The organism is Salmonella sp. A1325 (assembly GCF_056991255.1).
This window is the reverse complement of sequence record NZ_JAMLWO010000003.1, coordinates 471,623-496,048: the sequence shown is the minus strand read 5'-3', so window position 1 is coordinate 496,048 and position 24,426 is coordinate 471,623. Positions and strand designations below refer to the sequence as shown.

The 24,426-nt window shown below is 53.0% G+C and carries 22 protein-coding genes and 2 tRNA genes; 3 read left to right on the top strand and 21 right to left on the bottom strand.

What is annotated here, in order from left to right; all coding sequences use genetic code 11:
• Position 1 precedes the first annotated feature (1 nt).
• The 21 genes from NAZ64_RS09350 to sdhC all read right to left on the bottom strand — a co-directional run bounded on the left by NAZ64_RS09350 (position 2) and on the right by sdhC (position 21,167).
• A tRNA-Val gene (locus NAZ64_RS09350) sits at positions 2–77 on the bottom strand.
• Positions 78–213: 136 nt separating this feature from the next.
• Positions 214–289: transfer RNA gene (locus NAZ64_RS09345), tRNA-Lys, on the bottom strand.
• A 164-nt stretch (positions 290–453) separates the two neighbouring features.
• Positions 454–1,242 carry a cell division protein CpoB gene (gene cpoB / locus NAZ64_RS09340; protein WP_000097551.1) on the bottom strand — a complete coding sequence of 263 codons (789 nt, stop codon included), beginning with the start codon at positions 1,240–1,242 and terminating at the stop codon, positions 454–456.
• Positions 1,243–1,251: 9 nt separating this feature from the next.
• On the bottom strand, positions 1,252–1,776 hold the full coding sequence (gene pal, locus NAZ64_RS09335) for a peptidoglycan-associated lipoprotein Pal (RefSeq protein WP_001176621.1): 525 nt from the start codon (positions 1,774–1,776) through the stop codon (positions 1,252–1,254).
• A 34-nt stretch (positions 1,777–1,810) separates the two neighbouring features.
• Complete coding sequence (gene tolB, locus NAZ64_RS09330; RefSeq protein WP_001562341.1) at positions 1,811–3,103, bottom strand: Tol-Pal system beta propeller repeat protein TolB; 1,293 nt, start codon at positions 3,101–3,103, stop codon at positions 1,811–1,813.
• Between the two features lie 123 nt (positions 3,104–3,226).
• Entirely contained in the window at positions 3,227–4,450 is a 1,224-nt protein-coding gene (gene tolA, locus NAZ64_RS09325; RefSeq protein ID WP_220569338.1) for a cell envelope integrity protein TolA, read from the bottom strand.
• A 64-nt stretch (positions 4,451–4,514) separates the two neighbouring features.
• Complete coding sequence (gene tolR, locus NAZ64_RS09320) at positions 4,515–4,943, bottom strand: colicin uptake protein TolR (RefSeq protein ID WP_000124676.1); 429 nt, start codon at positions 4,941–4,943, stop codon at positions 4,515–4,517.
• A gap of 3 nt (positions 4,944–4,946) precedes the next feature.
• Positions 4,947–5,639 (bottom strand): Tol-Pal system protein TolQ, encoded by a 693-nt coding sequence (gene tolQ, locus NAZ64_RS09315; protein WP_000131318.1) that lies wholly within the window; start codon positions 5,637–5,639, stop codon positions 4,947–4,949.
• Complete coding sequence (gene ybgC, locus NAZ64_RS09310) at positions 5,636–6,040, bottom strand: tol-pal system-associated acyl-CoA thioesterase (protein ID WP_001046240.1); 405 nt, start codon at positions 6,038–6,040, stop codon at positions 5,636–5,638. Before ybgC ends, tolQ begins: the two co-directional genes overlap by 4 nt.
• Positions 6,041–6,268: 228 nt before the next feature.
• A complete protein-coding gene (gene ybgE, locus NAZ64_RS09305; RefSeq protein ID WP_080250858.1) occupies positions 6,269–6,550 on the bottom strand; it encodes a cyd operon protein YbgE in 282 nt (93 codons plus the stop codon).
• Positions 6,551–6,761: 211 nt separating this feature from the next.
• Entirely contained in the window at positions 6,762–6,875 is a 114-nt protein-coding gene (cydX, locus tag NAZ64_RS09300; RefSeq protein WP_000270278.1) for a cytochrome bd-I oxidase subunit CydX, read from the bottom strand.
• A 14-nt stretch (positions 6,876–6,889) separates the two neighbouring features.
• On the bottom strand, positions 6,890–8,029 hold the full coding sequence (gene cydB, locus NAZ64_RS09295) for a cytochrome d ubiquinol oxidase subunit II (protein ID WP_000568258.1): 1,140 nt from the start codon (positions 8,027–8,029) through the stop codon (positions 6,890–6,892).
• Positions 8,030–8,044: 15 nt separating this feature from the next.
• The gene (cydA, locus tag NAZ64_RS09290) at positions 8,045–9,613 is read right to left on the bottom strand and encodes a cytochrome ubiquinol oxidase subunit I (RefSeq protein WP_000884369.1); all 1,569 of its coding nucleotides are present in this window, start codon (positions 9,611–9,613) and stop codon (positions 8,045–8,047) included.
• Positions 9,614–11,195: 1,582 nt separating this feature from the next.
• Complete coding sequence (sucD, locus tag NAZ64_RS09285) at positions 11,196–12,065, bottom strand: succinate--CoA ligase subunit alpha (protein WP_000114631.1); 870 nt, start codon at positions 12,063–12,065, stop codon at positions 11,196–11,198.
• The gene (sucC, locus tag NAZ64_RS09280; protein ID WP_001048590.1) at positions 12,065–13,231 is read right to left on the bottom strand and encodes an ADP-forming succinate--CoA ligase subunit beta; all 1,167 of its coding nucleotides are present in this window, start codon (positions 13,229–13,231) and stop codon (positions 12,065–12,067) included. The genes sucD and sucC overlap by 1 nt, the downstream gene beginning before the upstream one ends.
• Positions 13,232–13,372: 141 nt before the next feature.
• Positions 13,373–14,581: a 2-oxoglutarate dehydrogenase complex dihydrolipoyllysine-residue succinyltransferase gene (odhB, locus tag NAZ64_RS09275; RefSeq protein ID WP_220569339.1), complete on the bottom strand. Its 1,209-nt coding sequence runs from the start codon at positions 14,579–14,581 to the stop codon at positions 13,373–13,375.
• Positions 14,582–14,595: 14 nt separating this feature from the next.
• Positions 14,596–17,397 carry a 2-oxoglutarate dehydrogenase E1 component gene (gene sucA / locus NAZ64_RS09270; protein ID WP_001181500.1) on the bottom strand — a complete coding sequence of 934 codons (2,802 nt, stop codon included), beginning with the start codon at positions 17,395–17,397 and terminating at the stop codon, positions 14,596–14,598.
• A gap of 525 nt (positions 17,398–17,922) precedes the next feature.
• Positions 17,923–18,639, bottom strand: a complete 717-nt coding sequence (sdhB, locus tag NAZ64_RS09265; RefSeq protein WP_001537859.1) for a succinate dehydrogenase iron-sulfur subunit SdhB — start codon at positions 18,637–18,639, stop codon at positions 17,923–17,925.
• A gap of 16 nt (positions 18,640–18,655) precedes the next feature.
• Positions 18,656–20,422: a succinate dehydrogenase flavoprotein subunit gene (sdhA, locus tag NAZ64_RS09260; protein WP_220569340.1), complete on the bottom strand. Its 1,767-nt coding sequence runs from the start codon at positions 20,420–20,422 to the stop codon at positions 18,656–18,658.
• Positions 20,422–20,769, bottom strand: a complete 348-nt coding sequence (sdhD, locus tag NAZ64_RS09255) for a succinate dehydrogenase membrane anchor subunit (RefSeq protein ID WP_000254356.1) — start codon at positions 20,767–20,769, stop codon at positions 20,422–20,424. Before sdhD ends, sdhA begins: the two co-directional genes overlap by 1 nt.
• On the bottom strand, positions 20,763–21,167 hold the full coding sequence (gene sdhC / locus NAZ64_RS09250; RefSeq protein ID WP_000263340.1) for a succinate dehydrogenase cytochrome b556 subunit: 405 nt from the start codon (positions 21,165–21,167) through the stop codon (positions 20,763–20,765). The genes sdhD and sdhC overlap by 7 nt, the downstream gene beginning before the upstream one ends.
• 382 nt (positions 21,168–21,549) lie before the next feature.
• On the opposite strand from sdhC, the gene NAZ64_RS09245 reads away from it, so the two are divergent.
• The 3 genes from NAZ64_RS09245 to NAZ64_RS09235 all read left to right on the top strand — a co-directional run bounded on the left by NAZ64_RS09245 (position 21,550) and on the right by NAZ64_RS09235 (position 24,372).
• Positions 21,550–21,681 (top strand): hypothetical protein, encoded by a 132-nt coding sequence (locus NAZ64_RS09245; protein WP_418142699.1) that lies wholly within the window; start codon positions 21,550–21,552, stop codon positions 21,679–21,681.
• 225 nt (positions 21,682–21,906) lie between these two features.
• Entirely contained in the window at positions 21,907–23,190 is a 1,284-nt protein-coding gene (locus NAZ64_RS09240) for a citrate synthase (protein ID WP_023203106.1), read from the top strand.
• Between the two features lie 135 nt (positions 23,191–23,325).
• Positions 23,326–24,372, top strand: a complete 1,047-nt coding sequence (locus NAZ64_RS09235) for an AbrB family transcriptional regulator (RefSeq protein ID WP_220569341.1) — start codon at positions 23,326–23,328, stop codon at positions 24,370–24,372.
• Positions 24,373–24,426: the final 54 nt, after the last annotated feature.

Genomic DNA, 24,426 nt, shown 5'->3' with positions numbered 1-24,426 from the left:
GTGGTGGGTGATGACGGGATCGAACCGCCGACCCCCTCCTTGTAAGGGAGGTGCTCTCCCAGCTGAGCTAATCACCCGATACTACGCTGGATATTACTGACTAACCGAAGTTAGTGGTGGGTCGTGCAGGATGACTCGGCTTCGCCTCGCCCTACGGGCCGTTGCTGACGCAACGTTATCCTTCACGTTTTATTCTCGTTTCCACCGAACGATTGGTGGGTCGTGCAGGATTCGAACCTGCGACCAATTGATTAAAAGTCAACTGCTCTACCAACTGAGCTAACGACCCACTTTTGCGTTGCTTTCGAGTTGTTTAATATCCCGTGGCAACGGCGGCATATATTACTGATTTCAGATTTGAGCGCAACAAAAATTTCGACGCAGGGGGCTCAACTGCTTAGGAATCGCACGACGCGACCAGAAAAAAGGCGTTTTCTGGTCGCATGGTACGCATTACATCGCGTTAAGACGCTTCTGCGCCTGTTTCGCGCCATCAGTGCCAGGATATTTGTTAATCACCTGCTGATAAACCGCTTTCGCTTTTGCCGTATCACCTTTGTCCTGCATGATAACGCCAACTTTGTACATCGCGTCCGCAGCCTTCGGCGACTTAGGATAGTTTTTTACTACCGAGGCGAAATAATAGGCGGCATCATCTTTTTTACCCTTGTTGTAATTCAACTGGCCCAGCCAATAATTGGCGTTCGGCTGATAAGTAGAATCAGGGTATTTCTTGATGAAGTTCTGAAACGCCACAATCGCATCATCCTGGCGAGACTTATCCTGCACCAGCGCAATTGCCGCATTGTAATCGGTATTCGCATCGCCACTTTGTACCGGCGCCCCTGAGGTTGCCGTACCGGCATCCGGAGCGGAGGTCGCAGCGGTTGCCGCCCCGCTCTGGTCACCAGCCGCTGGCTGCGCTGCGCCGCCATTATTTAAACTCCCCAGCTGCAGCATAATTTGCTTCTGGCGCTCCATCACCTGATTCAGTTGATACTGATTTTCCTGGATTTGGCCGCGCAAAGAATCGATATCAGACTGATTATCGGAGAGCTGCTGCTGAAGTTGGGTTAAAAGCTGGCTGTGAGCGTTAGAGATACGCTCAAGTTGAGTGACGCGGTCTTCGACCGAGCCTGAGCCGACACTACTGATTGGCGCCTGAGCAAAAGCGGCCCAGGGGGCCGCTATGCCAACCAGTAACGACAGACTCAACAGGTGATGTCTGAAGTTACTGCTCATGCAATTCTCTTAGTAAACCAGTACAGCGCGACGGTTCTTAGCGTAAGCCGCTTCGTCGTGGCCCAGTACGGCAGGTTTTTCTTTACCGTAAGAAACGATGGAGATCTGGTCAGCGGAAACGCCTTTACCCTGCAGGTACATTTTAACGGCGTTAGCACGACGTTCGCCCAGGGAGATGTTGTACTCAGGCGTACCACGTTCGTCCGCGTGACCTTCTACGGTGACTTTGTAAGACGGGTTGCTACGCAGGAAGTTAGCATGCGCATCCAGCATTGCCGCGAAGTCAGAACGGATATCGTACTTGTCGAGGTCGAAGTAAACGATGTTGTTCTGCTGCAGCTGCTGCATCTGCAGACGCGCTTGCTCTTCAGATGACATGTTGCCGTTGCCGTTAGCGTCCATACCAGTGCCGGCGCCGTTCAGCATGCCGCCTTCGCTACCGTCATTGCTGGCGTTCTTGTTGGAAGAACATGCCGCGATTGCCATAACAGGCAGGGCAATCATCAGGCCCTTCAGCACTTTGTTCAGTTGCATTTCTTTAATTCCTTTAGTAATCAATTAATTATTATCACAGATACGGCGACCAGGCAGGCGATTTCACCTGACCATCAGTTGCCGGAAGACGCGCTTTGAAACGCCCATCTGTAGAAACCAAATTCAGCACAGATCCCATCCCCTGAGAAGAGCTGTAGATTACCATCGTGCCGTTAGGTGCCAGACTTGGCGTTTCATCCAGGAACGTTGACGACAGAACCTGTACGCCACCCGTCACCAGATCTTGTTTGGCAATGTGCTGCTGCCCGTTATTTGAGCTTACCATTACCATAAATTTACCGTCGCTGCTGACATCCGCATCCTGGTTTTGCGAACCTTCCCAGGTAATACGCTGCGCCGCACCGCCGTTAATGTTCATTTTATACACTTGCGGACGTCCAGCCTGGTCAGAGGTAAAGGCCAGAGTCTGGCTGTCCGGGAACCAAGTCGGCTCCGTATTGTTGCTACGCCCGTCCGTTATCTGACGAATCTGGCCGGAGGCGAGATCCATAACGTATAGGTTCAGACTTCCGGTTTTCGATAACGCGAACGCCAGTTTCGTCCCATCAGGCGAGAAGGCCGGCGCGCCGTTGTGACGCGGGAAGGACGCAACCTGACGCACTGCGCCGTTTGCCAGCGTCTGGATAACCAGAGCGGAGCGACCGCTTTCAAATGTCACGTAAGCCAGTTTTGAGCCGTCCGGAGACCACGCCGGAGACATCAACGGCTGCGGAGAACGGTGCACCACAAACTGATTGTAACCATCGTAATCCGACACACGCAGTTCATACGGGAACTGACCGCCGTTAGTCTGTACCACATAGGCGATACGAGTACGGAACGCGCCCTTAATGCCCGTCAGTTTTTCAAAGACTTCGTCACTGGCGGTATGGCCTGCATAACGCAGCCACTGCTTGTTCACTTTATAAGAGTTTTGCGCCAGTACAGTCCCCGGCGCGCCTCCAGTGTCAACCAGCTGATAAGCAACATTGTAGGAACCGTCCGGATTCGGCGTGACCTGTCCAACGACGACGGCATCAATACCCAGCGCAGACCATGCGGTAGGCTGAACTTCCTGAGCGGTGGCTGGCTGCTGCGGCAGTCGGGACCGGTCTAACGGATTAAATTTACCGCTATTGCGTAAATCTGCCGCCACGATGCCGCCGATATCTTCAGGCGCAGCGCCCGGCCCGGCCCATTTAAAAGGCACAACGCCAATCGGTCGCGCCGAGTCCACCCCCTGGGTGATCTCGATACGGACTTCTGCGTGCAGCACCGCCGCCCACAGCATCAGAAAACCAAATGCTACTCGTAATGCCTGCTTCATCATATCTCCCATACCTGGGCCTGCGACCCACGATAATTTAGCAGAATGTTAACAAACTCAAATACACAAAACCACCAGGACCAGTAACAACTCAACTGCTCCAACTTCCATAAAGAAAAGTATCTACAGTTTAAAGTCTAGTTTGGCATCCTTTATTTTCTCATAAACAGCCTGGCTTGGCGGTTTAGGAATTTTCGCGGTTTTTGCCGCCATTAACGCCGCCTGACAAAGCGCCGGATCGCCGCCCTCAGACGTAATGCTTTTTAATGAGCCATCCGGCGCCAGGCTAATATGCAAGACACATTGTTTGCCCTGATACAGGCTCGCATCATACAGACGGCTCTGAATCGCGACCTGAATCTGTTTCGCGTAGGCGCTGATATCAGCGCCTGTCGCCCCACCGTTAGCGCCCGATGTACCGCTATCTTTCGATGGCTGACCATTCCCTTTCGCGCCACCGCCGGTTTTCGGCGCATTCTTACCCGAGCTGAGATCGCCAAGCAGATCGTCGACGCCTTCTGCGGCGGCCGCTTTTTCGGCAGCCGCTTTCTTCTTAGCGTCCGCCGCCGCTTTCGCCGCCGCGGCATCCGCTTTCTTCTTCGCCTCCGCCGCTGCTTTCGCCGCCTCGGCATCCGCTTTCTTCTTCGCGTCCGCCGCCGCTTTCGCCGCTTCGGCCTCCGCTTTCTTCTTCGCGTCCGCCGCTGCTTTCGCCGCTTCGGCCTCCGCTTTCTTCTTCGCCTCCGCCGCTGCTTTCGCCGCTTCGGCCTCTGCTTTCTTCTTCGCGTCCGCCGCCGCTTTCGCCGCTTCGGCTTCCGCTTTCTTCTTCGCGTCCGCTGCCGCTTTTACCGCCTCGGCCTCTGCTTTCTTCTTCGCGTCCGCCGCCGCTTTCGCCGCTTCGGCCTCCGCTTTTTTCTTCGCGTCCGCCGCCGCTTTCGCCGCCTCTTCGGCCTGTTGCTGCTGCTGTTGCGCCAGTTTTGCCGCTTCTTCAGCCTGCTTTTGCTGCTCCTGAGCCGCTAAACGTTCTTTCTCAAGTTGTTTCAACCGCTCCTGTTCGGCAGCCTGCTTCTGCTGCAGCTCCTCTGCTTGCTGCTGTTGCAGCTTTTTACGCTCTTCTTCCGCGCGTCTGGCGCTGGCCTGTTGATCCTGCTGACGGTTGTACTGCTGCACAACGGCGCCAGGATCGACCATCACCGCGTCGATAGCGGAACCACCGCCGCCGCCGGCAGAAGCCTCTATATGCTCATCAAACGAACTCCAGATCAGCACTGCAAATAAGATGATATGCAGCACGGCTGAAATAATTATCGCCCGTTTGAGCTTGTCGTTTTGTTCGGTTGCCTTTGACACTCTCGGTTCCCAAAAAACTGTTCGCCTGTTACTCGCCGTCTTTCAAGCCAACGGGACGCAGACTTCAGATTGGCTGCGTCATTAAGCCAACCGATTTTACGCCCGCGCTGTGTAACAAGTTCAGCGCTTTAATTATTTCATCGTACGGCACCTCTTTCGCGCCGCCGATTAAAAAGACTGTTTTCGGATTAGCCTGCAGATGACGCTTTACTTCTGCGATCACCTGTTCAGACGGCAGTTGATCCATTCGATCTTTATCAACCACTACGCTGTATTGCCCTACTCCGGAAACCTCAATAATGACCGGTGGATCGTCGTTACTACTGACCGCTTGCGACTGATTCGCCTCCGGCAAGTCGACCTCCACGCTCTGGGTAATGATCGGCGCGGTTGCCATAAAGATCAGCAGCAGCACCAACAGTACGTCGAGCAGCGGTACAATATTGATTTCGGACTTAAGTTCGCGACGACCTCGTCCACGCGTTCTGGCCATGGCTTACCCCTTGTTGCTTTCGCTTACGGTAAACGCCTGGCGGTGCAGAATCGCGGTGAACTCTTCCATAAAGTTGTCGTAATTCAGTTCCAGCTTGTTCACGCGCTGATTCAGTCGGTTGTAAGCCATAACCGCAGGGATGGCGGCAAACAGACCAATCGCCGTGGCAATCAATGCTTCGGCAATACCCGGCGCAACCATTTGCAGAGTCGCCTGTTTCACCGCGCCCAGGGCGATAAACGCATGCATAATCCCCCATACGGTGCCAAACAGACCGATATAAGGACTGATAGAGCCTACCGTGCCAAGAAACGGGATATGCGTTTCCAGCGTTTCCAGCTCTCGGTTCATGGAGATGCGCATCGCACGCGACGCCCCCTCTACCACGGCCTCCGGTGCATGGCTGTTGGCGCGATGGAGCCGGACAAACTCTTTGAACCCGCTATAAAAGATTTGTTCCGAGCCCGACAGACTATCGCGTCTCCCCTGGCTTTCCTGGTACAGACGCGATAGTTCGATTCCGGACCAGAATTTATCTTCAAACGCTTCCGCCTCACGCGCAGCGGCGTTCAGGATACGCGTTCGCTGGATAATGATGGCCCAGGATGCTATTGAAAAACCAATCAAAATCAACATGATAAGTTTAACCAGAAGGCTTGCCTTCAGGAACAAATCAAGGATATTCATGTCAGTCACTGCTTAAACTCCGCGACAATAGACTTAGGAAGCGCACGAGGCTTCATTTTGAGTGGATCAACGCAAACAATCAGAACCTCTGCTTCATTTAGCAGCGTGTTCTCTGCGTTGACAATGCGTTGCGTGAAAACCAAAGCGGTGCCACGCATTGACGTAATTTCTGTTTGAACTTCAAGCATATCGTCGAGCCGCGCAGGCGCATAGTATTCCAGCGTCATCTTGCGCACCACAAAGGCGACCCGCTCCGCCAGCAGCACCTGTTGGCTGAAGTGATGGTGACGCAGCATCTCCGTGCGCGCTCTTTCATAAAAAGCGACATAGCTGGCGTGATAAACCACACCGCCGGCGTCCGTGTCTTCGTAATAAACTCGAATTGGCCATCGAAACATATACTTATTCATCCCTGCAGCCTCTTTGTTGGCGTCATCCGCTTGCCGCCGTAATGCCTCAAGAATGCCGTTGTATATCGCCTTGTATTCACTTTACATCCCGGTAATGCAACAAAAGTAGAGCTTTTAAACGTTGCTACTATACGCGTGGGAATGAGGCTTGGGAATGGGGGGAAGTTAAGGGAGAGTAAAAATATATGGGCTTATGCAAGCCCCTATATTTTTAAGGAGGTTTCTTATTCACAAGAAGAAGAAAATCAGGCCGACGATAAGGACAATATCCGCAAGGAGCGGACAAAAAATCCCTTGCCAGTGTACGGATTCAAGGCGAAAACCCACGCCGTGGATTATGCCTGCGCAAACCGCCCACATCAGCAGTAATCCGTGCCAGATTTCAAGCGTGCTGGTCCTGGCGGCAAACCGTGACGGGTCCCAGAACATACATCCTGCCAGCACTATCGCCATCACGAAGGAAAGCGCCCTTAAGGGGCGCTTGTCCATTACCGCATAAATATACTTCATCCTCTAAGCTGCCTCTTTGTTGGCTGCGGCTGTTAGTCGGCCCATCCCTGGGCCTCCCCCTTACAGGGCCGCTGCAAGCAGCGTTCAAATCTGTTCCTGACAGATTTGTTACCCCAGTCACTTACTAATGTAAGCTCCTGGGGATTCGCAGCCTTGCCGCCGCGATGCAACTTAAATGATTTTGTATATTGCATAGCGACAATATGAATCATTAGCTTTCTTCTTGACCGGTTTTACCCGCTTCAACGTGCTCAAGCGCCAGGGCGGTAATGATCCCGAATGCACAGGCAAGAAGCGTTCCCAGAATCCATGCGAAATACCACATTTTAAGCTCCTTACTTAGTACAGAGAGTGGGTGTTGCTTTCAATATGTTCTTTAGTGATACGACCGAACATTTTCCAGTAACACCAGCTGGTGTAGATCAGAATGATCGGTACGAACACCGCCGCAACCCAGGTCATCAGGTTCAGCGTCATCTGGCTGGATGTCGCATCCCACATGGTCAGGCTGGCATTCATCATCGTGCTGGACGGCATCACAAACGGGAACATAGCGATACCCGCCGTCAGAATAATGCAGGCCAGGGTCAGCGAAGAGAACAGGAATGCCCACGCGCCTTTCTCCATACGGGAAGTCAGGATAGTCAGCAGCGGCAGAACCACGCCCAGAGCCGGAACCAACCACAGGATCGGAGCATTATTAAAGTTCACCAGCCAGGCGCCAGCTTCACGCGCCACTTCTTTAGTCAGCGGGTTAGAGGCGGCATGATGATCAATCGCGGATGTCACGACATAACCATCAATACCATACATTACCCAAACGCCCGCCAGCGCAAAGCACACTAATGTCACCAGCGCCGCAATCTGCGAGGTGGCGCGCGCGCGCAGGTGCAGTTCGCCAACGGTACGCATTTGCAGGTAAGTCGCCCCCTGCGTGATGATCATCCCTACGCTTACGATGCCCGCCAGCAAACCAAACGGGTTCAGCAACTGGAAGAAGTTACCGGTGTAGTACAGACGCAGATACTCATCCACGTGGAACGGTACGCCCTGCAACAGGTTGCCAAAGGCCACGCCAATCACCAGCGGCGGCACAAAGCTACCGATGAACACGCCCCAGTCCCACATGTTGCGCCAGCGCGGGTCTTCAATCTTAGAACGGTAATCAAAACCGACCGGACGGAAGAACAAAGACGCCAGCACCAGGATCATCGCCACATAGAAACCGGAGAACGCCGCAGCGTAAACCATCGGCCAGGCAGCAAACAACGCGCCGCCCGCGGTGATCAACCACACCTGGTTACCGTCCCAGTGCGGGGCGATAGAGTTAATCATAATTCGACGTTCGGTGTCGTTACGACCGAGGAAACGGGTGAGCATCCCCACCCCCATGTCGAACCCATCGGTGACAGCGAAACCAATTAGCAAAATGCCAACCAGCAGCCACCAGATAAAACGTAGTACTTCATAATCGATCATTTGACGACTCCTGTCTTAGCGTGCCGGCTGAGAAGTCACGGTGGACTGCTCAAAGTGATAGCGACCGGTTTTCAGGCTGCTTGGGCCAAGGCGTGCAAATTTGAACATCAAGAACAATTCTGCCACCAGGAACAGGGTATACAGGCCGCAAATCAGGAACATGGAGAACAGCAGATCGCCTACGGTCAGCGATGAGTTCGCCACGGCTGTCGGCAACACTTCGCCGATCGCCCACGGCTGACGACCATACTCGGCGACGAACCAACCTGCTTCAACCGCAATCCACGGCAGTGGAATACCGTACAGCGCCGCGCGCAACAGCCATTTTTTCTCACCGATGCGGTTACGAATCACGCTCCAGAAGGAAAGTGCGATGATCGCCAGCAGCAGGAAGCCGCACGCCACCATGATACGGAAAGCGAAGTACAGCGGCGCAACGCGAGGAATGGAATCTTTCGTCGCTTGCTGGATCTGCGCTTCGGTCGCGTCAGTCACATTAGGCGTATAGCGTTTCAGCAGCAGGCCGTAACCGAGATCTTTCTTCATGCTGTTGAACTGGTCGCGAACGGCCTGGTCGGTAGAACCGGCGCGCAGCTGTTCCAGCAGTTCATAGGCTTTCATCCCGTTACGGATACGCTCTTCATGCTGAACCATGAGATCTTTCAGGCCAATAACCGGCGTGTCCACGGAACGCGTAGCGATAATACCGAGCGCATAAGGGATCTGAATCGCCAGATGGTTTTCCTGTTTGTCCTGGTCAGGAATACCGAACAGGGTAAAGGAGGCCGGAGCAGGTTGCGTTTCCCATTCGGCTTCAATCGCAGCGAGCTTGGTTTTCTGCACGTCGCCCATTTCGTAACCGGATTCGTCGCCGAGTACGATAACGGACAGTACGGCAGCCATACCGAAGCTGGCGGCAATAGCAAAGGAGCGTTTAGCAAAGGCGAAGTCACGACCTTTCAGCATGTAGTAAGCGCTGATACCGAGGATGAACATCGCGCCGGTGACATAGCCGGACGCCACAGTGTGAACAAATTTCACCTGTGCTACCGGGTTCAGCACCAGTTCAGAGAAGCTCACCATTTCCATACGCATGGTTTCGAAATTGAAATCCGCAGCGATTGGGTTTTGCATCCAGCCGTTCGCTACCAGAATCCACAACGCGGAGAGGTTGGACCCCAGAGCCACCAGCCAGGTGACGCACATGTGCTGAACTTTACTCAGACGATCCCAGCCGAAGAAGAACAGACCTACAAAGGTGGATTCGAGGAAGAAGGCCATCAAACCTTCGATGGCCAGCGGCGCACCGAAGATGTCCCCAACATAGTGGGAGTAGTACGACCAGTTTGTCCCGAACTGGAACTCCATGGTCAAACCGGTAGCCACACCCAGAGCAAAGTTGATACCAAACAACTTGCCCCAGAACTTGGTCATATCTTTATAAATCTGTTTGCCGGAAAGGACGTATACCGTTTCCATAATGGCCAGCAGGAACGCCATACCGAGCGTTAGCGGCACAAACAGGAAGTGGTACATCGCGGTCAAGGCAAACTGTAAGCGCGACAGTTCGACTATATCTAACATCATGACTCCTTGCTCATCGCATGAAGACTCCGAGAGTGAACCCCGTTAGAAAGGGTCACACGCATGCCCCAATACAAATTTATTTGCGGCCTTCCATCGTACTATCCCCTCGGGAAGGAAACAGTAATGATGAAAAGTTACAAACATGTTAATAAAAAACCCAAATTGATCCCGCAAATATATTACGCCGTAAAACCCTTACAATAAACAGGTTTTTAGTGGGTCAGATTTGCTTTTTTCGACAGCGATCAATTTATGGCTAATCTATCGCTTTTCAGGGAATTTGATCACGGACAATTTAACCAGTTTTGATGCTCTTTTCCAACATTTAAATATTGATTAAAATCAATTTTTGAAGTTAATGTTAATAATGTTTATTCATTGAATGCATGGTGAATTTTTTGTTAACTTTTTGTTTTTGCAAAGAGTAATTTCAAACCCCTTGTAAAAAGAGGCTTATTCGATAAGGCTAAACATTTTGTGCGTTTTTTACTGCCCCGCATCCAGTAAAAAACATTCCACATTGATGTTCAATTATTGCTAAATAGCTCACAGATTTTTTCTGTAGGTTATCAACACTTATTATTTTATACATTTAGTCTATTTTTATTTTACTTATAATTAACACCGCAAAGAAACTATCTCATTGCACACGCGCCATCATCCCACCGGGATTACCCTGCCCCAACTTCCCTTTCCCGACGACTAACGGCCAGGATCATCTTGCCAGGTTATCGCCTTAATTATCGCTAATAAGCTTTCCAGATAGCCAGAAACAAACATTTTATTCGCTACTTTTTCTTTATTTCAATAACACCGTATTTGCCTCTCTATAATTATTATAGTGAAGATTCTGTTATCACCTTCACAGATTTACCCTCAATTTCTACGTCACTCATAGTGATAATTCTGTTTATTCGCAGCCATAAACACCCTTTAAACATGATTAATCACGAACGAATAGTGTCAATAAGTTCTTAATAATTTTTAAAGTTAACCTCTTTTAACCAGCAAAAGTTCATATAATTTATTAAACGATATCTTTAATACTTCAGGGAAATAATGCCGGTACTCTTATGATTAAAATAGCTGTTTTATTCTGCCATTAAACAAGCAGTCTGTGTAAGCGCGATACATCTGAGGAGACATGTAGTTCGCGCTCAGGCAAACATGCGCGGCCACAGAGTCAAGCATCAATTTACTATAGAGGTTAGCGTCAACATAGTGTAATGCTGCGATGCGTTTTTTTCATGGCGGAAAGCGCATAATCCGTCTCCAGTGAGGTCGGCAGGTCTTTCACTAAGACAGCATCTGTATTTGCTGCAAAAGAGTTAACCGGCAAACTGAGTAAATTTACTGCCGCTGCCAGACGGTTATTATCAATTATTTTTAGACTCCACCATGTTTTTTTAATGAGGCATCATTTTCCTATAGTTCAATATTTACAAAGCCAATAATTTTATATCCCGGATGCTTCACCCGTACTTTGCCACAAACAATAAAGCCATAAAAAAGGCCACCGTAAAGGTGGCCAACCATGTCGAAAACGGACATTTATCTGTTCCCGCAGGAACAGCGAGTTTTATTTTATAATTGCTTTCAGCGCTTCGCCGATATCGGCCAGGCTGCGAACGGTTTTCACGCCCGCGGCTTCCAGCGCGGCGAATTTTTCATCCGCAGTGCCTTTACCACCGGCAATGATGGCGCCAGCGTGGCCCATACGCTTGCCTTTCGGCGCGGTAACACCCGCGATATAGCCAACAACCGGCTTGGTCACGTGGTCTTTAATATAAGCCGCCGCTTCTTCTTCTGCGCTACCGCCGATCTCGCCGATCATCACGATCGCTTCAGTCTGCGGATCTTCCTGGAACAGCTTCAGGATGTCGATGAAGTTAGAGCCCGGAATCGGGTCGCCGCCGATACCCACGCAGGTGGACTGGCCGAAACCGTAGTCGGTGGTCTGCTTAACCGCTTCATAGGTCAGCGTGCCGGAACGGGAAACGATACCCACTTTACCCGGCTTATGAATGTGACCCGGCATGATGCCGATTTTGCATTCGCCCGGGGTGATCACACCTGGGCAGTTCGGGCCGATCATGCGTACGCCCGCTTCGTCCAGCTTCACTTTCACGGTCAGCATATCCAGCGTCGGAATACCTTCGGTGATGGTGATAATCAGTTTGATGCCTGCGTCGATCGCTTCCAGAATGGAGTCTTTGCAGAACGGCGCCGGGACGTAGATAACGGATGCGGTCGCACCGGTAGCTTCTACTGCTTCGCGCACGGTGTTGAACACCGGCAGACCCAGATGCGTGGTGCCGCCTTTGCCCGGCGTTACGCCGCCGACCATTTGCGTACCGTAAGCAATCGCCTGTTCGGAGTGGAAAGTCCCCTGGCTACCGGTGAAGCCCTGGCAGATAACCTTGGTATCTTTATTAATTAAAACGGACATTATTTCCCCTCCACTGCGGCAACAACCTGCTGAGCTGCATCCGTCAGACTTTTCGCTGCAATAATATTCAGGCCACTGTCAGCCAGTTTCTTCGCGCCGAGTTCGGCGTTGTTGCCTTCCAGACGCACCACCACCGGAACGTTCACGCCCACTTCTTCCACCGCGCCGATGATACCGTCGGCAATCAGGTCACAACGGACGATACCGCCGAAGATGTTAACCAGAACCGCTTTCACGTTGTCATCCGAGAGGATGATTTTAAACGCTTCGGTGACGCGCTCTTTGGTTGCGCCGCCGCCCACGTCAAGGAAGTTAGCCGGTTCGCCACCATGCAGCTTAACGATGTCCATGGTGCCCATCGCCAGGCCCGCGCCGTTCACCATGCAACCGATGTTGCCGTCCAGCGCGACGTAGTTCAGTTCCCACTGCGCCGCCTGCGCTTCACGCGGGTCTTCCTGAGACTGGTCACGCATTTCACGCAGATCCGGCTGGCGGAACAGCGCGTTGCCGTCAGCGCCCAGCTTGCCGTCGAGGCAAATCAGATCGCCCTGCTTAGTGATCACCAGCGGATTAATTTCGATTAGCGCCAGGTCGCGCTCAAGGAAAATGGTCGCCAGGCCCATAAAGATTTTGGTGAACTGCTGCACCAGTTTACCTTCCAGACCCAATTTGAACGCCAGTTCCCGTCCCTGATACGGCATCGGGCCGGTCAGCGGATCGAGCGCGACTTTATGGATCAGATGCGGGGTTTCCTCCGCAACTTTTTCGATCTCTACGCCACCTTCGGTAGACGCCATAAAGACCACGCGACGAGAACTACGGTCAACTACCGCGCCGAGGTACAGTTCTTTGCCGATGTCGGTCGCCGCTTCAACCAGAATCTGGTTTACCGGTTGGCCATTAGCGTCTGTTTGATAGGTCACCAGACGTTTGCCCAGCCAGTTTTCCGCGAAGGCGCGAATCTCTTCTTTGCTTTTTACTACCTTCACACCGCCCGCTTTGCCGCGGCCGCCAGCGTGAACCTGACATTTCACTACCCACGGGCCGGCACCGATTTTAGACGCGGCTTCTTCGGCTTCACGCGGAGTAGTACAGGCATAACCCACCGGCGCCGGTAAGCCATAGCGGGCAAAAAGTTGTTTTGCCTGATATTCATGTAAGTTCATGTGTTCTGTCCATCCTTCAGGTAATCGTTATCTTTAGACCTGTAGGCCTGAAAGCTGCGCGCCATCAGGCATTACACCATCGCCGGATGGCGGCGTGAACGCCTTGTCCGGCCTACAGGTAGCAGGTGATGCTCTTGCTGACTACACGTCCAACAGCAGACGGGTCGGATCTTCCAGCAACTCTTTGATGGTGACCAGGAAGCCCACGGATTCGCGACCATCGATCAGGCGATGATCGTAAGAGAGCGCCAGGTACATCATCGGCAGGATTTCTACCTTGCCATCCACCGCCATCGGCCTGTCTTTAATAGCATGCATTCCCAGAATCGCGCTCTGCGGCGGGTTGATGATCGGGGTAGACATCAGCGAACCGAATACGCCGCCGTTGGTAATGGTAAAGTTACCACCGGTCAGGTCCTCTACGGTCAGCTTGCCGTCGCGGCCTTTGACAGCCAGTTCTTTAATTTTTTTCTCAATGTCAGCCATGCCCAGCGTATCCACGTCACGCAGGACCGGCGTGACCAGGCCGCGCGGCGTAGACACCGCCATGCTCACATCAAAGTAGTTGTGATACACCACGTCATCGCCGTCGATAGAGGCGTTCACTTCCGGATAACGCTTCAGCGCTTCTACTACCGCTTTCACGTAGAAGGACATAAAGCCCAGGCGGATACCATGACGTTTTTCAAACACTTCGCCATACTGCTTACGCAAATCCATAATCGGCTTCATGTTGACTTCATTGAAGGTCGTCAGCATGGCGGTGGAATTTTTCGCTTCCAGCAGACGCTCGGCCACGCGCTTACGCAGGCGGGTCATTGGCACGCGTTTTTCGCCGCGCGCGCCCAGAGCGGGTTGTGCTGCAGGTTCAACAGCGGGTGCTTTAGACTCGCCTTTCGCCAGATGTTTTTCCACATCTTCACGGGTCAGACGCCCACCCACACCAGTGCCTTTAATGGCGCTGGCTTCCAGATTGTGTTCAGCCAGCAGGCGACGGATCGCCGGGCTGAGCGCATCGTTGTTTTGTTCTTCCAGCGACGCCTGCTGGCGCTGTGCCGGCGTAGACGCTTTCTCTTCAGATTTGGCGCTGGTCTCTTTACCCGCGCTGTTGCCTTCACGCAGGCGACCCAGGATCTGGCGAGAGATGACAGTCGTCCCCTCCTCTTCCAGAACCGCATCCAGAATGCCGTCCGCTGATGCCGGTACTTCCAGTACCACTTTGTCAGTTTCGATTTCTACCAGCACTTCGTCACGAACAACCGCATCGCCCGGTTTTTTATGCCAGGTGGCGACGGTCGCGTCCGCTACGGACTCAGGCAGGTCGGGAACAAGAATATCTACGCTACTCATTATTTATCCTTTATTTAATCGACGTTCAGCGCGTCATTAACCAGATCTTGTTGCTGTTTCTGGTGAACGGACATATACCCTACCGCCGGAGAGGCGGAGGCCGGGCGACCTGCATAACGCAGAGCGGCCCCAAACGGAATCACTTCACGGAAATGATGCTGACTGCAGTACCATGCGCCCTGGTTGAGCGGCTCTTCCTGGCACCAGACAAAATCATGGACGTGAGCGTATGGTTGCAGCGCTTCCTGCACCGCTTTATGCGGGAACGGATAGAGCTGTTCGATGCGCACGATAGCGACATCTTTCTGGTCGTTTTTACGCCGTTGTTCCAGCAGGTCGTAATAAACCTTACCAGAACACATTACCACGCGTTTTACGGCTTTAGGGTCCAGCTCGTCAATTTCGCCAATGGCCGGCTGGAAGGAACCGTTCGCCAGTTCATCAAGCGTGGAAACCGCCAGCGGGTGACGCAGCAGCGATTTCGGCGACATCACCACCAGCGGACGACGCATCCCGCGCAGCGCCTGACGGCGCAGCATATGGTAGACCTGCGCCGGGGTGGACGGCACGCAAACCTGCATATTCTGCTCGGCGCAAAGTTGCAGATAACGTTCCAGACGCGCGGAGGAGTGCTCCGGCCCCTGCCCTTCATAGCCGTGCGGCAACAGCATCACCAGACCGCACATCCGGCCCCATTTCTGCTCTCCGGAGGAGATGAACTGGTCAATCACCACCTGCGCGCCGTTGGCAAAATCGCCAAACTGCGCTTCCCAGATAGTCAGGGTACGTGGTTCCGCCGTGGCATAACCGTATTCAAAAGCCAGCACCGCTTCTTCAGACAGCACGGAGTCCCAGACTTTAAACTGTCCCTGACCGCTGTGAATATGCTGCAACGGCGTATACGTTGAGCCGTTCGTCTGGTTGTGGATCACCGCATGACGATGGAAGAAGGTGCCGCGACCAGAGTCTTCCCCGGACAGGCGCACCGGAATGCCTTCATCGACCAGCGTGGCGTAAGCCAGATTTTCCGCGCCGCCCCAGTCAAACAATTTCTCGCCTGCCGCCATTGCCTGACGGTCGCCATAAATTTTCGCCACGCGAGACTGCATTTCAATGGCTTCCGGCACGGTGCTGATACGTTTTGCCAGCTCCTGCAGGCGCTTCATTTCTACCTTGTTCGGGTATGCTTCATCCCATTCGTGGTTTAGATACGGCGACCAGGTGAACGAGTGCATATTCATCGGACGCCACTCTTTCACCACGCATTCGCCTGCATCCAGCGCATCGCGATAGAGGTTGACCATTTCGGTGGCATCTTCCAGCGTTGCGACCTTATCAGCTTCCAGTTTGTCGGCGTAGATTTTACGCGGCGTCGGATGCTTTTTGATTTTCTGGTACATCAGCGGCTGGGTTGCGCTTGGCTCGTCGGCTTCGTTGTGGCCGTGACGGCGGTAGCACACCAGATCGATGAACACATCGCGTTTAAAGGTATTACGGAAGTCCAGCGCCAGACGGGTCACAAAAGCGACGGCTTCCGGATCGTCCGCGTTGACGTGGAAAATCGGCGCCTGGACCATTTTACCGATATCGGTGCAGTAAGGCGTTGAACGCGCATCCAGTGGGTTAGAGGTGGTGAAGCCCACCTGGTTGTTGATAACGATACGTACCGTACCGCCCACTTCGTAACCGCGCGCTTTCGACATGTTCAGAGTTTCCTGAACCACGCCCTGGCCGGTCACCGCGGCGTCGCCGTGAATAGTGATCGGCAACACTTTGTTGCTGCTCGGTTCGTCCAGTCGGTCCAGACGGGCACGCACGGAGCCCATCACCACCGGGCTCACAATTTCCAGATGCGATGGGTTAAACGCCAGCGCCAGGTGAACCAGACCGCCTTCGGTTTCGATATCTGACGAGAAGCCCATGTGATACTTCACGTCGCCGGTACCCAGATGCTCTTTATGCTTACCGGCAAATTCGTCGAACAGATCCTGCGGTTTTTTACCCAGTACGTTGATCAGCACGTTCAGGCGACCGCGGTGCGCCATCCCCAGCACCACTTCGCGAGTGCCGCTGTTACCCGCATGGCGAACCATCTCTTTCAGCATGGGTATCAGCGCATCTCCCCCCTCGAGCGAGAAACGTTTCGCACCCGGGAATTTGGCGCCCAGATAACGTTCCAGCCCTTCAGCGGCGGTCAGTTCGTTCAGGAAGCGTTTTTTCTCGTCAGCGCTAAAGGCCGCACGACCGGATTCGATGCGCTGTTGGATCCAGCGTTTCTCTTCGGTGCTGGTGATGTGCATATACTCAGCGCCAATCGGGCCGCAGTAGGTCTGTTTGAGCGCGTCGAGCAGCTCGCCCAGCTTCATTGTCTCTTTGCCGCTGGCAAAGGAGCCGACATTGAAGGTTTCCTGGAAATCGGCCTCGGTCAAATCATGGAAAGAAGGATCCAGATCCGCCACGCGTTCTTGTTTCCACAGTCCCAGCGGATCGAGGTTTGCATGCTGATGGCCACGGAAACGATAAGCGTTGATAAGCTGCAGGACTTTAACCTGCTTCACATTGGTGTCAGGGTCGGAAATCGTAGAAGAGTGACGTGAGCCAGCCAACGCCTGCCGCCGGAAATATTCACGTGTTTTTGAATGGAGTTGATCCGGTTTGACTCCGGTACCAGGTAACTGCTGGAACGTCAAACGCCAGTTAGCGTCTACCGAGTCAGGATCGGTTAAGAAGTCTTCATAGAGCTGTTCTATCCAGCTCTGATTCGAACCAGAGAGGTAAGAAGAGTCCAACCAGGCTTTCAAAGCGCTGTTCTGCATCGTGATCCCTTAAGCATCTTTTCTGCTTATTTAATACTCTAAATAGGTCACGTTTCAGGAAGGCGGCAAGCTTGCGAATCCCTGGGAGCTTACATCCAGTAAGTGACCGGGGTGAGCAAGTGCAGCCAACGCACATGCAACGTGAACTATGACGAGTATTTCGCCGTGGATACTAACCACGCATACGCTGTATGCGTGCCGGGGTTCACTTGTTGCGGACTGTCGTGTCATCTGCGTCCGCTAAGGAACCTTTAAAAACTGTCTAATAATCTTCGCTGTTCAGGCTACGACTGCGTTGCGGCCTTCGCTCACTCCGGTCACATAGTTAACTATGCTCCCGAAGATTCGTTCAGACCGCGCCTTGTCTCGCTCTGAACATCTCGATTATTACTAATCATATGGCAGTTTTTAGAGGTTTCCTGCACTTCTATTGCCCGATGGCGCCTGGCTTATCAGGCCTACAGAATACGTAACCCGTAGGCCGGATAAGACGGTACGTCGCCATCCGGCAACCACTACAACTACTTACGCACTACGCTGCAACAGCATCGACTTAATATGGCCGATAGCGCGCGTCGGGTTCAGTCCCTTAGGACATACACTGACGCAGTTCATAATGCTGTGACAGCGGAATACGCTGAATGCATCGCTCATCCCTTCCAGACGACTATCGGTCTCGGTATCACGACTATCGATCAGGAATCGATACGCCGCGAGCAGACCCGCCGGACCGATAAACTTATCCGGGTTCCACCAGAATGACGGGCAGGATGTTGAGCAACAGGCGCAAAGAATACATTCATACAGCCCATCGAGTTTTTCACGCTGCTCTGGCATCTGCAGATGCTCACGAGCCGGTGGATTTTGCCCATTATTCAATAAGTAAGGCTTAATCTTCTCATATTGTGCGTAGAATTGCCCCATGTCTACCACCAAATCGCGGATCACCGGCAAACCGGGCAGCGGGCGAATCACAATCTTCTTACCCGGCTGAGTCAGCGCCGAAATAGGGGTAATACAGGCCAGACCATTCTTACCGTTCATATTCAAACCATCAGAACCACACACACCTTCGCGGCAGGAACGGCGGAAAGAAAGGCTGGGATCTTTTTCTTTAAGCTGGATTAACGCATCCAGCAGCATCATGTCACGCCCTTCTTCGCCTTCCAGGGTGTAGTCCTGCATACGCGGAGCGTTATCGACATCCGGGTTATAACGATAAATCGAAAATTCGAGTTTCATCATCCTGTCTCCGCAATTAATAAGTACGAATCTTCGGCGGGAACGCCGGACGCAGTTTCGGTTCCATATTGACGCTTCGGCGCGTCATGGATTCCGTTTGCGGTTGATACAGGGTATGACACAACCAGTTGGCATCATCTCGCTCCGGGAAATCGAAGCGGCTATGCGCGCCGCGGCTTTCCGTTCGGAAGTTGGCTGATACAGCAGTGGCGTAGGCAGTTTCCATCAGGTTATCCAGCTCCAGACACTCAACACGCTGGGTATTAAACTCGCTGGACGTGTCATCCAGACGGGCGTTTTTCAGACGCTCGCGGATCACTTTCAACTGCTCAAGCCCTTTCGCCATCGCGTCGCCTTCACGGAATACGGAGAAGTTATGCTGCATACACTCCTGCAACGCTTTGCGGATAGCCACCGGATCTTCGCCATTGCGGTTATTGTTCCAGCGATTCAGGCGCTCCAGAGAACCTTCAACGTCAGACTCGCTGGCGTCGCGCAACACGCCCTGCTCGGCGATGGATTCCTGTAAATGCAGCCCCGCCGCGCGGCCAAAGACCACCAGATCCAGCAGTGAGTTACCGCCCAGACGGTTGGCGCCGTGAACCGATACACAGGCGATTTCGCCTACCGCAAACAGCCCCGGAATCACCACGTCTTCGCCCTGCTCGTTCACGGTCAGCGCCTGACCGGTCACTTTAGTCGGAATACCGCCCATCATGTAGTGGCAGGTCGGGATAACCGGAATCGGCTCTTTCACCGGGTCAACGTGGGCGAAAGTGCGGGACAGCTCCAGGATACCCGGCAGGCGAGATTCCAGCACCTCTTTACCCAGGTGATCCAGTTTCAGTTTAGCGTGCGGCCCCCACGGACCGTCGCAGCCGCGGCCTTCACGGATTTCGATCATGATGGAACGCGCCACCACGTCACGACCCGCCAGGTCTTTGGCGTTCGGCGCATAACGCTCCATAAAGCGCTCGCCGTGTTTGTTCAGCAGGTAACCGCCTTCGCCGCGGCAGCCTTCTGTCACCAGCACGCCCGCCCCGGCGATACCGGTCGGGTGGAACTGCCACATTTCCATGTCCTGCACCGGGATACCGGCACGCAGCGCCATACCGACACCATCACCAGTATTGATATGAGCGTTGGTGGTGGACTGGTAGATACGGCCTGCGCCGCCGGTCGCCAGCACCGTCGCGCGGGCTTTGAAGTACACCACTTCACCGGTTTCGATGCACAGTGCGGTACACCCCACCACCGCGCCATCCTGGTTTTTCACCAGATCCAGCGCATACCATTCGGAGAAAATCGTGGTGTGGTTTTTCAAATTCTGTTGATACAGCGTGTGCAGCAAGGCGTGACCGGTACGGTCAGCCGCTGCCGCGGTACGTGCCGCCTGCTCGCCGCCAAAGTTTTTCGACTGGCCGCCGAACGGGCGCTGATAGATACGTCCATCATCAAGACGGGAGAACGGTAGCCCCATGTGCTCCAGTTCCAGAATCGCTTCCGGTCCGGTCTTACACATATATTCGATGGCATCCTGGTCACCAATGTAGTCCGACCCTTTTACGGTGTCGTACATGTGCCATTCCCAGTTATCTTCATGGGTATTGCCGAGCGCCACGGTGATACCGCCCTGCGCGGAAACGGTATGGGAACGGGTCGGGAAGACTTTCGAGAGCAGCGCACAGGTTTGGCCGCTTTGGGAAATTTGCAGCGCCGCGCGCATACCTGCGCCACCGGCACCAATCACAACAGCATCAAATTCTCTGACTGGCAGTTTCATTACACACCCCACACCACAACAAATCCATAGATGACGTAAACCACCAGCGCAACAACAATAACGAGTTGCAGTATCAGACGCACTGCCAGTGGTTTAACGTAGTCGGTTAACACCTGCCACATGCCGATCCAGGCATGAATCAAGATGGAAAAAAGCGCCAGCAGGGTGAAGACTTTGGTGAAGGCCGATGAGAAGAAACCGGTCCAGGCTTCAAAGGTCAGTTCGCCGCTCGTGGCGAAAAAACCCACCATGTAGATGATGTATAACGTCAGAACGATAGCGGTAGCACGGACCAGGATGAAGTCATGTACGCCATTGCGTCCTAATGCGGAGGCGTTGCTTACCATACGAGGACTCCTGCGAGAAGTGAAAGCACGACAGTGATAACAAAAGAGATTTTGGCAGAGCGTTGACCCGCTTCGAATGTTTCTTCCAGATAGCCAAAATCCATTAACATGTGACGAATTCCCACGATGACGTGATACGCCAGCGCGGTAAGGATGCCCCACATGATAAATTTAACGATGAAGCCGTCCATGATATCGGCGGCCTGCTGGAATCCTTCCGGAGAAGAGAGGCTGGTGCCCAGTAGCCACAGTAGTATGCCGACGGCGATGAAAGTAATCACACCGGATACGCGATGGAGAATGGACGCTATCGCTGTGATGGGGAACCGAATCGTTTGTAGATCCAGATTGACAGGTCTTTGTTTTTTCACATTTCTTATCATGAATAACGCCCACATGCTGTTCTTATTATTCCCTTAAGACTTCGGTTACAGAGGTGAATCTACCTGTAGCCAGAAAGACGACGGGATTTCCTTCCTCCGGTCTGCGTGCGGGTCAGACAGCGTCCTTTCTATAACTGCGCGTCATGTAAAACACTGCTTCCAGTAGCTAAAACGACACGTTACAACGCTGGGTGGCTCGGGATTGCAGGGTATTCCGGAGACCTGGCGGCAGTATAGGACGTTCACAAAATCATTACAATTAACCTACATATAGTTTGTCAGGTTTTATCCTGAACAGTGACACAGGTCACGATAACAACATTTTTTTAATTTTCAATCATCTGATTTGACAAACATTAAACAAAATTGTTACAAACAACACCAGAAAAAGCATATAATGCGTAAAAGTTATGGGGTCACTCTTTCACCTGTTAATAAGTTATGCAACAGTACAATGATATTGACCCATTCTTTCAGGACAGTTATTAGTGATAGACAGGTTACATTACTCGGATTGCTACGTTCCTGATTTGCTGCTAATTCGAAATTAATCAATCCGTTACCTGCAAGCGCCCATTGCTCTGTACCCAGGTCATCCCCTCTTTCACAGAGCGGCGAGCCAAATAACAAACTGGTAACGGTTGATTGATGCATACACAGAATCTTCCCTGCACTAACGACAGGGAAGGTGACGTGGAGAAGGCAAGTCTGAGTTCCGGCAGTCTTAAGCAATAAGGCGCTAAGGAGACCGTAAATGGCTGATACAAAGGCAAAAATCACCCTTACTGGTGACGCTGCTATTGAACTGGATGTGCTAAAAGGTACACTCGGTCAAGATGTTATTGATATTCGTAGTCTCGGTTCAAAAGGAGTTTTTACTTTTGACCCTGGTTTCACCTCTACCGCATCCTGCGAATCTAAAATCACCTTCATCGACGGCGACGAAGGCATTTTGTTGCATCGCGGTTTCCCGATTGACCAGCTTGCTACCGATTCCAACTATCTGGAAGTCTGTTACATCCTGCTGTACGGCGAAAAACCGACGCAGGAAGAGTATGACGAGTTCAGAACGACAGTCACCCGCCATACGATGATCCATGAGCAAATCACTCGCCTGTTCCATGCTTTCCGTCGCGACTCACATCCGATGGCGGTAATGTGCGGGATCACTGGCGCGCTGGCGGCGTTCTACCACGACTCGCTGGATGTGAACAATCCGCGCCACCGTGAAATCGCGGCGTTCCGCCTGCTGTCCAAAATGCCGACCATGGCGGCGATGTGTTACAAATACTCAATCGGTCAGCCGTTTGTTTATCCGCGCAACGACCTTTCCTACGCCGGTAACTTCCTGAACATGATGTTCTCCACGCCGTGTGAAACCTATGAAGTGAATCCGGTACTGGAGCGCGCGATGGATCGTATTCTGATCCTGCACGCTGACCATGAGCAGAACGCCTCTACGTCAACGGTACGTACCGCAGGTTCAAGCGGCGCCAACCCGTTCGCCTGCATTGCCGCCGGGATCGCCTCCCTGTGGGGACCCGCGCACGGCGGCGCAAACGAAGCCGCGCTGAAAATGCTGGAAGAAATCAGCTCTGTTAAACACATTCCGGAATTTGTTCGTCGTGCGAAAGACAAGAATGATTCTTTCCGCCTGATGGGCTTCGGTCACCGTGTTTACAAAAACTACGATCCGCGCGCCACCGTGATGCGTGAAACCTGCCACGAAGTGCTGAAAGAGCTGGGCACCAAAGACGATCTGCTGGAAGTGGCGATGGAGCTTGAGCACATTGCGCTCAACGACCCGTACTTCATCGAGAAGAAACTGTACCCGAACGTAGACTTCTACTCCGGCATCATTCTGAAAGCGATGGGCATTCCGTCCTCCATGTTCACCGTGATCTTCGCCATGGCGCGTACCGTTGGCTGGATTGCACACTGGAATGAAATGCACACTGACGGCATGAAAATCGCCCGTCCTCGTCAGCTGTATACCGGCTACGATAAACGCGATTTTAAATCGGCGCTGAAGCGTTAATTGACAACCGGATGGCGACGCAACCCTCGCCATCCGGTACATTTTCCCTTTTTCTTATCCTCATTATTTTATTCTTATCCCGTTACTCTCTATGATTAATTAAGGTTTCGCTAAATATCATTCAGGGAGCATGGAATGCCGATTCTGCAGTGGTTTTTGTTATTCCTGTTATCGCTGCTCATTTCCCTTATTTTTCTCTGGCTGCACCTTCCGGCGGCAATGCTGCTCGGTCCAATGATTGCGGGTATCGTGTTGAGTTTGCGAGGTAGTACGCTACAACTTCCGCGCGGTATTTTTCTCGCCGCGCAGGCGATTCTCGGCTGTATGATCGCCCAAAATCTAACCGGTTCGATATTGACCACCCTCGCCCTCTACTGGCCGGTCGTGCTTTTAGTGTTGCTGGTAACGCTGCTTTCCAGCGCGATAGTCGGCTGGCTGCTGGTACGTTACAGCTCGCTGCCCGGCAACACCGGCGCATGGGGGGCTTCGCCGGGCGGCGCGGCGGCAATGGTAGCGATGGCGCAAGATTACGGGGCGGATATCCGCCTGGTGGCGTTTATGCAGTATCTACGGGTACTGTTTGTGGCTGGCGCGGCGGTTCTGGTGACACGCCTGATACTCGGCGACAGCGCGGCAGCGGTCAGCCAACAGGTGGTCTGGTTTCCGCCGCTTAGCGGTAATGTATTGACGACGCTGCTATTAGCGATCGTGGCGGGCATTGCCGGTCGCCTGATGCGTATCCCTTCCGGCACGATGCTGCTCCCCATGTTGGCGGGCGCGCTTCTCCATTCGCAAGGCATCATTGAGATTGAAATACCCGAATGGCTGCTGGCCGTGGCGTATATGGCGATAGGCTGGCGTATTGGGCTGGGTTTTGACAGACAGGTGTTTTTTATGGCGCTGCGGCCATTGCCGCAAATCTTATTGTCAATTTTCGCGCTGATGGCGATTTGCGCCGCGATGGCGTGGGGAATGGCTTACTACATGCAGATTGATTTTATGACGGCTTATCTCGCCACCAGTCCCGGTGGTCTGGATACGGTTGCCGCGATCGCGGCAGGAAGCAGTGCCGATATGGCGCTCATCATGGCAATGCAAACCCTACGGCTGTTCAGCATTCTGTTAACTGGGCCAGCAGTGGCCCGTTTTATATCAACCTATGCGCCCAAACAACCTTTGTAGGGCTGATAAGCGTCGCGCCATCAGGCAATAACCGCTCGCCGATGGCGGTTCCGG

Coding starts and splice junctions, on each gene's coding strand:
- sdhA (WP_220569340.1), bottom strand. CDS start 20,422: ATGAAACTGCCAGTCAGAGAATTTGATGCTGTTGTGATTGGTGCCGGT.
- cydB (WP_000568258.1), bottom strand. CDS start 8,029: ATGATCGATTATGAAGTACTACGTTTTATCTGGTGGCTGCTGGTTGGC.
- sdhD (WP_000254356.1), bottom strand. CDS start 20,769: ATGGTAAGCAACGCCTCCGCATTAGGACGCAATGGCGTACATGACTTC.
- odhB (WP_220569339.1), bottom strand. CDS start 14,581: ATGAGTAGCGTAGATATTCTTGTTCCCGACCTGCCTGAGTCCGTAGCG.
- sucA (WP_001181500.1), bottom strand. CDS start 17,397: ATGCAGAACAGCGCTTTGAAAGCCTGGTTGGACTCTTCTTACCTCTCT.
- tolR (WP_000124676.1), bottom strand. CDS start 4,943: ATGGCCAGAACGCGTGGACGAGGTCGTCGCGAACTTAAGTCCGAAATC.
- tolB (WP_001562341.1), bottom strand. CDS start 3,103: ATGAAGCAGGCATTACGAGTAGCATTTGGTTTTCTGATGCTGTGGGCG.
- cydA (WP_000884369.1), bottom strand. CDS start 9,613: ATGTTAGATATAGTCGAACTGTCGCGCTTACAGTTTGCCTTGACCGCG.
- sdhB (WP_001537859.1), bottom strand. CDS start 18,639: ATGAAACTCGAATTTTCGATTTATCGTTATAACCCGGATGTCGATAAC.
- cydX (WP_000270278.1), bottom strand. CDS start 6,875: ATGTGGTATTTCGCATGGATTCTGGGAACGCTTCTTGCCTGTGCATTC.
- ybgE (WP_080250858.1), bottom strand. CDS start 6,550: ATGAAGTATATTTATGCGGTAATGGACAAGCGCCCCTTAAGGGCGCTT.
- NAZ64_RS09245 (WP_418142699.1), top strand. CDS start 21,550: ATGCGTAAAAGTTATGGGGTCACTCTTTCACCTGTTAATAAGTTATGC.
- sucC (WP_001048590.1), bottom strand. CDS start 13,231: ATGAACTTACATGAATATCAGGCAAAACAACTTTTTGCCCGCTATGGC.
- NAZ64_RS09240 (WP_023203106.1), top strand. CDS start 21,907: ATGGCTGATACAAAGGCAAAAATCACCCTTACTGGTGACGCTGCTATT.
- ybgC (WP_001046240.1), bottom strand. CDS start 6,040: ATGAATAAGTATATGTTTCGATGGCCAATTCGAGTTTATTACGAAGAC.
- pal (WP_001176621.1), bottom strand. CDS start 1,776: ATGCAACTGAACAAAGTGCTGAAGGGCCTGATGATTGCCCTGCCTGTT.
- sucD (WP_000114631.1), bottom strand. CDS start 12,065: ATGTCCGTTTTAATTAATAAAGATACCAAGGTTATCTGCCAGGGCTTC.
- NAZ64_RS09235 (WP_220569341.1), top strand. CDS start 23,326: ATGCCGATTCTGCAGTGGTTTTTGTTATTCCTGTTATCGCTGCTCATT.
- cpoB (WP_000097551.1), bottom strand. CDS start 1,242: ATGAGCAGTAACTTCAGACATCACCTGTTGAGTCTGTCGTTACTGGTT.
- sdhC (WP_000263340.1), bottom strand. CDS start 21,167: ATGTGGGCGTTATTCATGATAAGAAATGTGAAAAAACAAAGACCTGTC.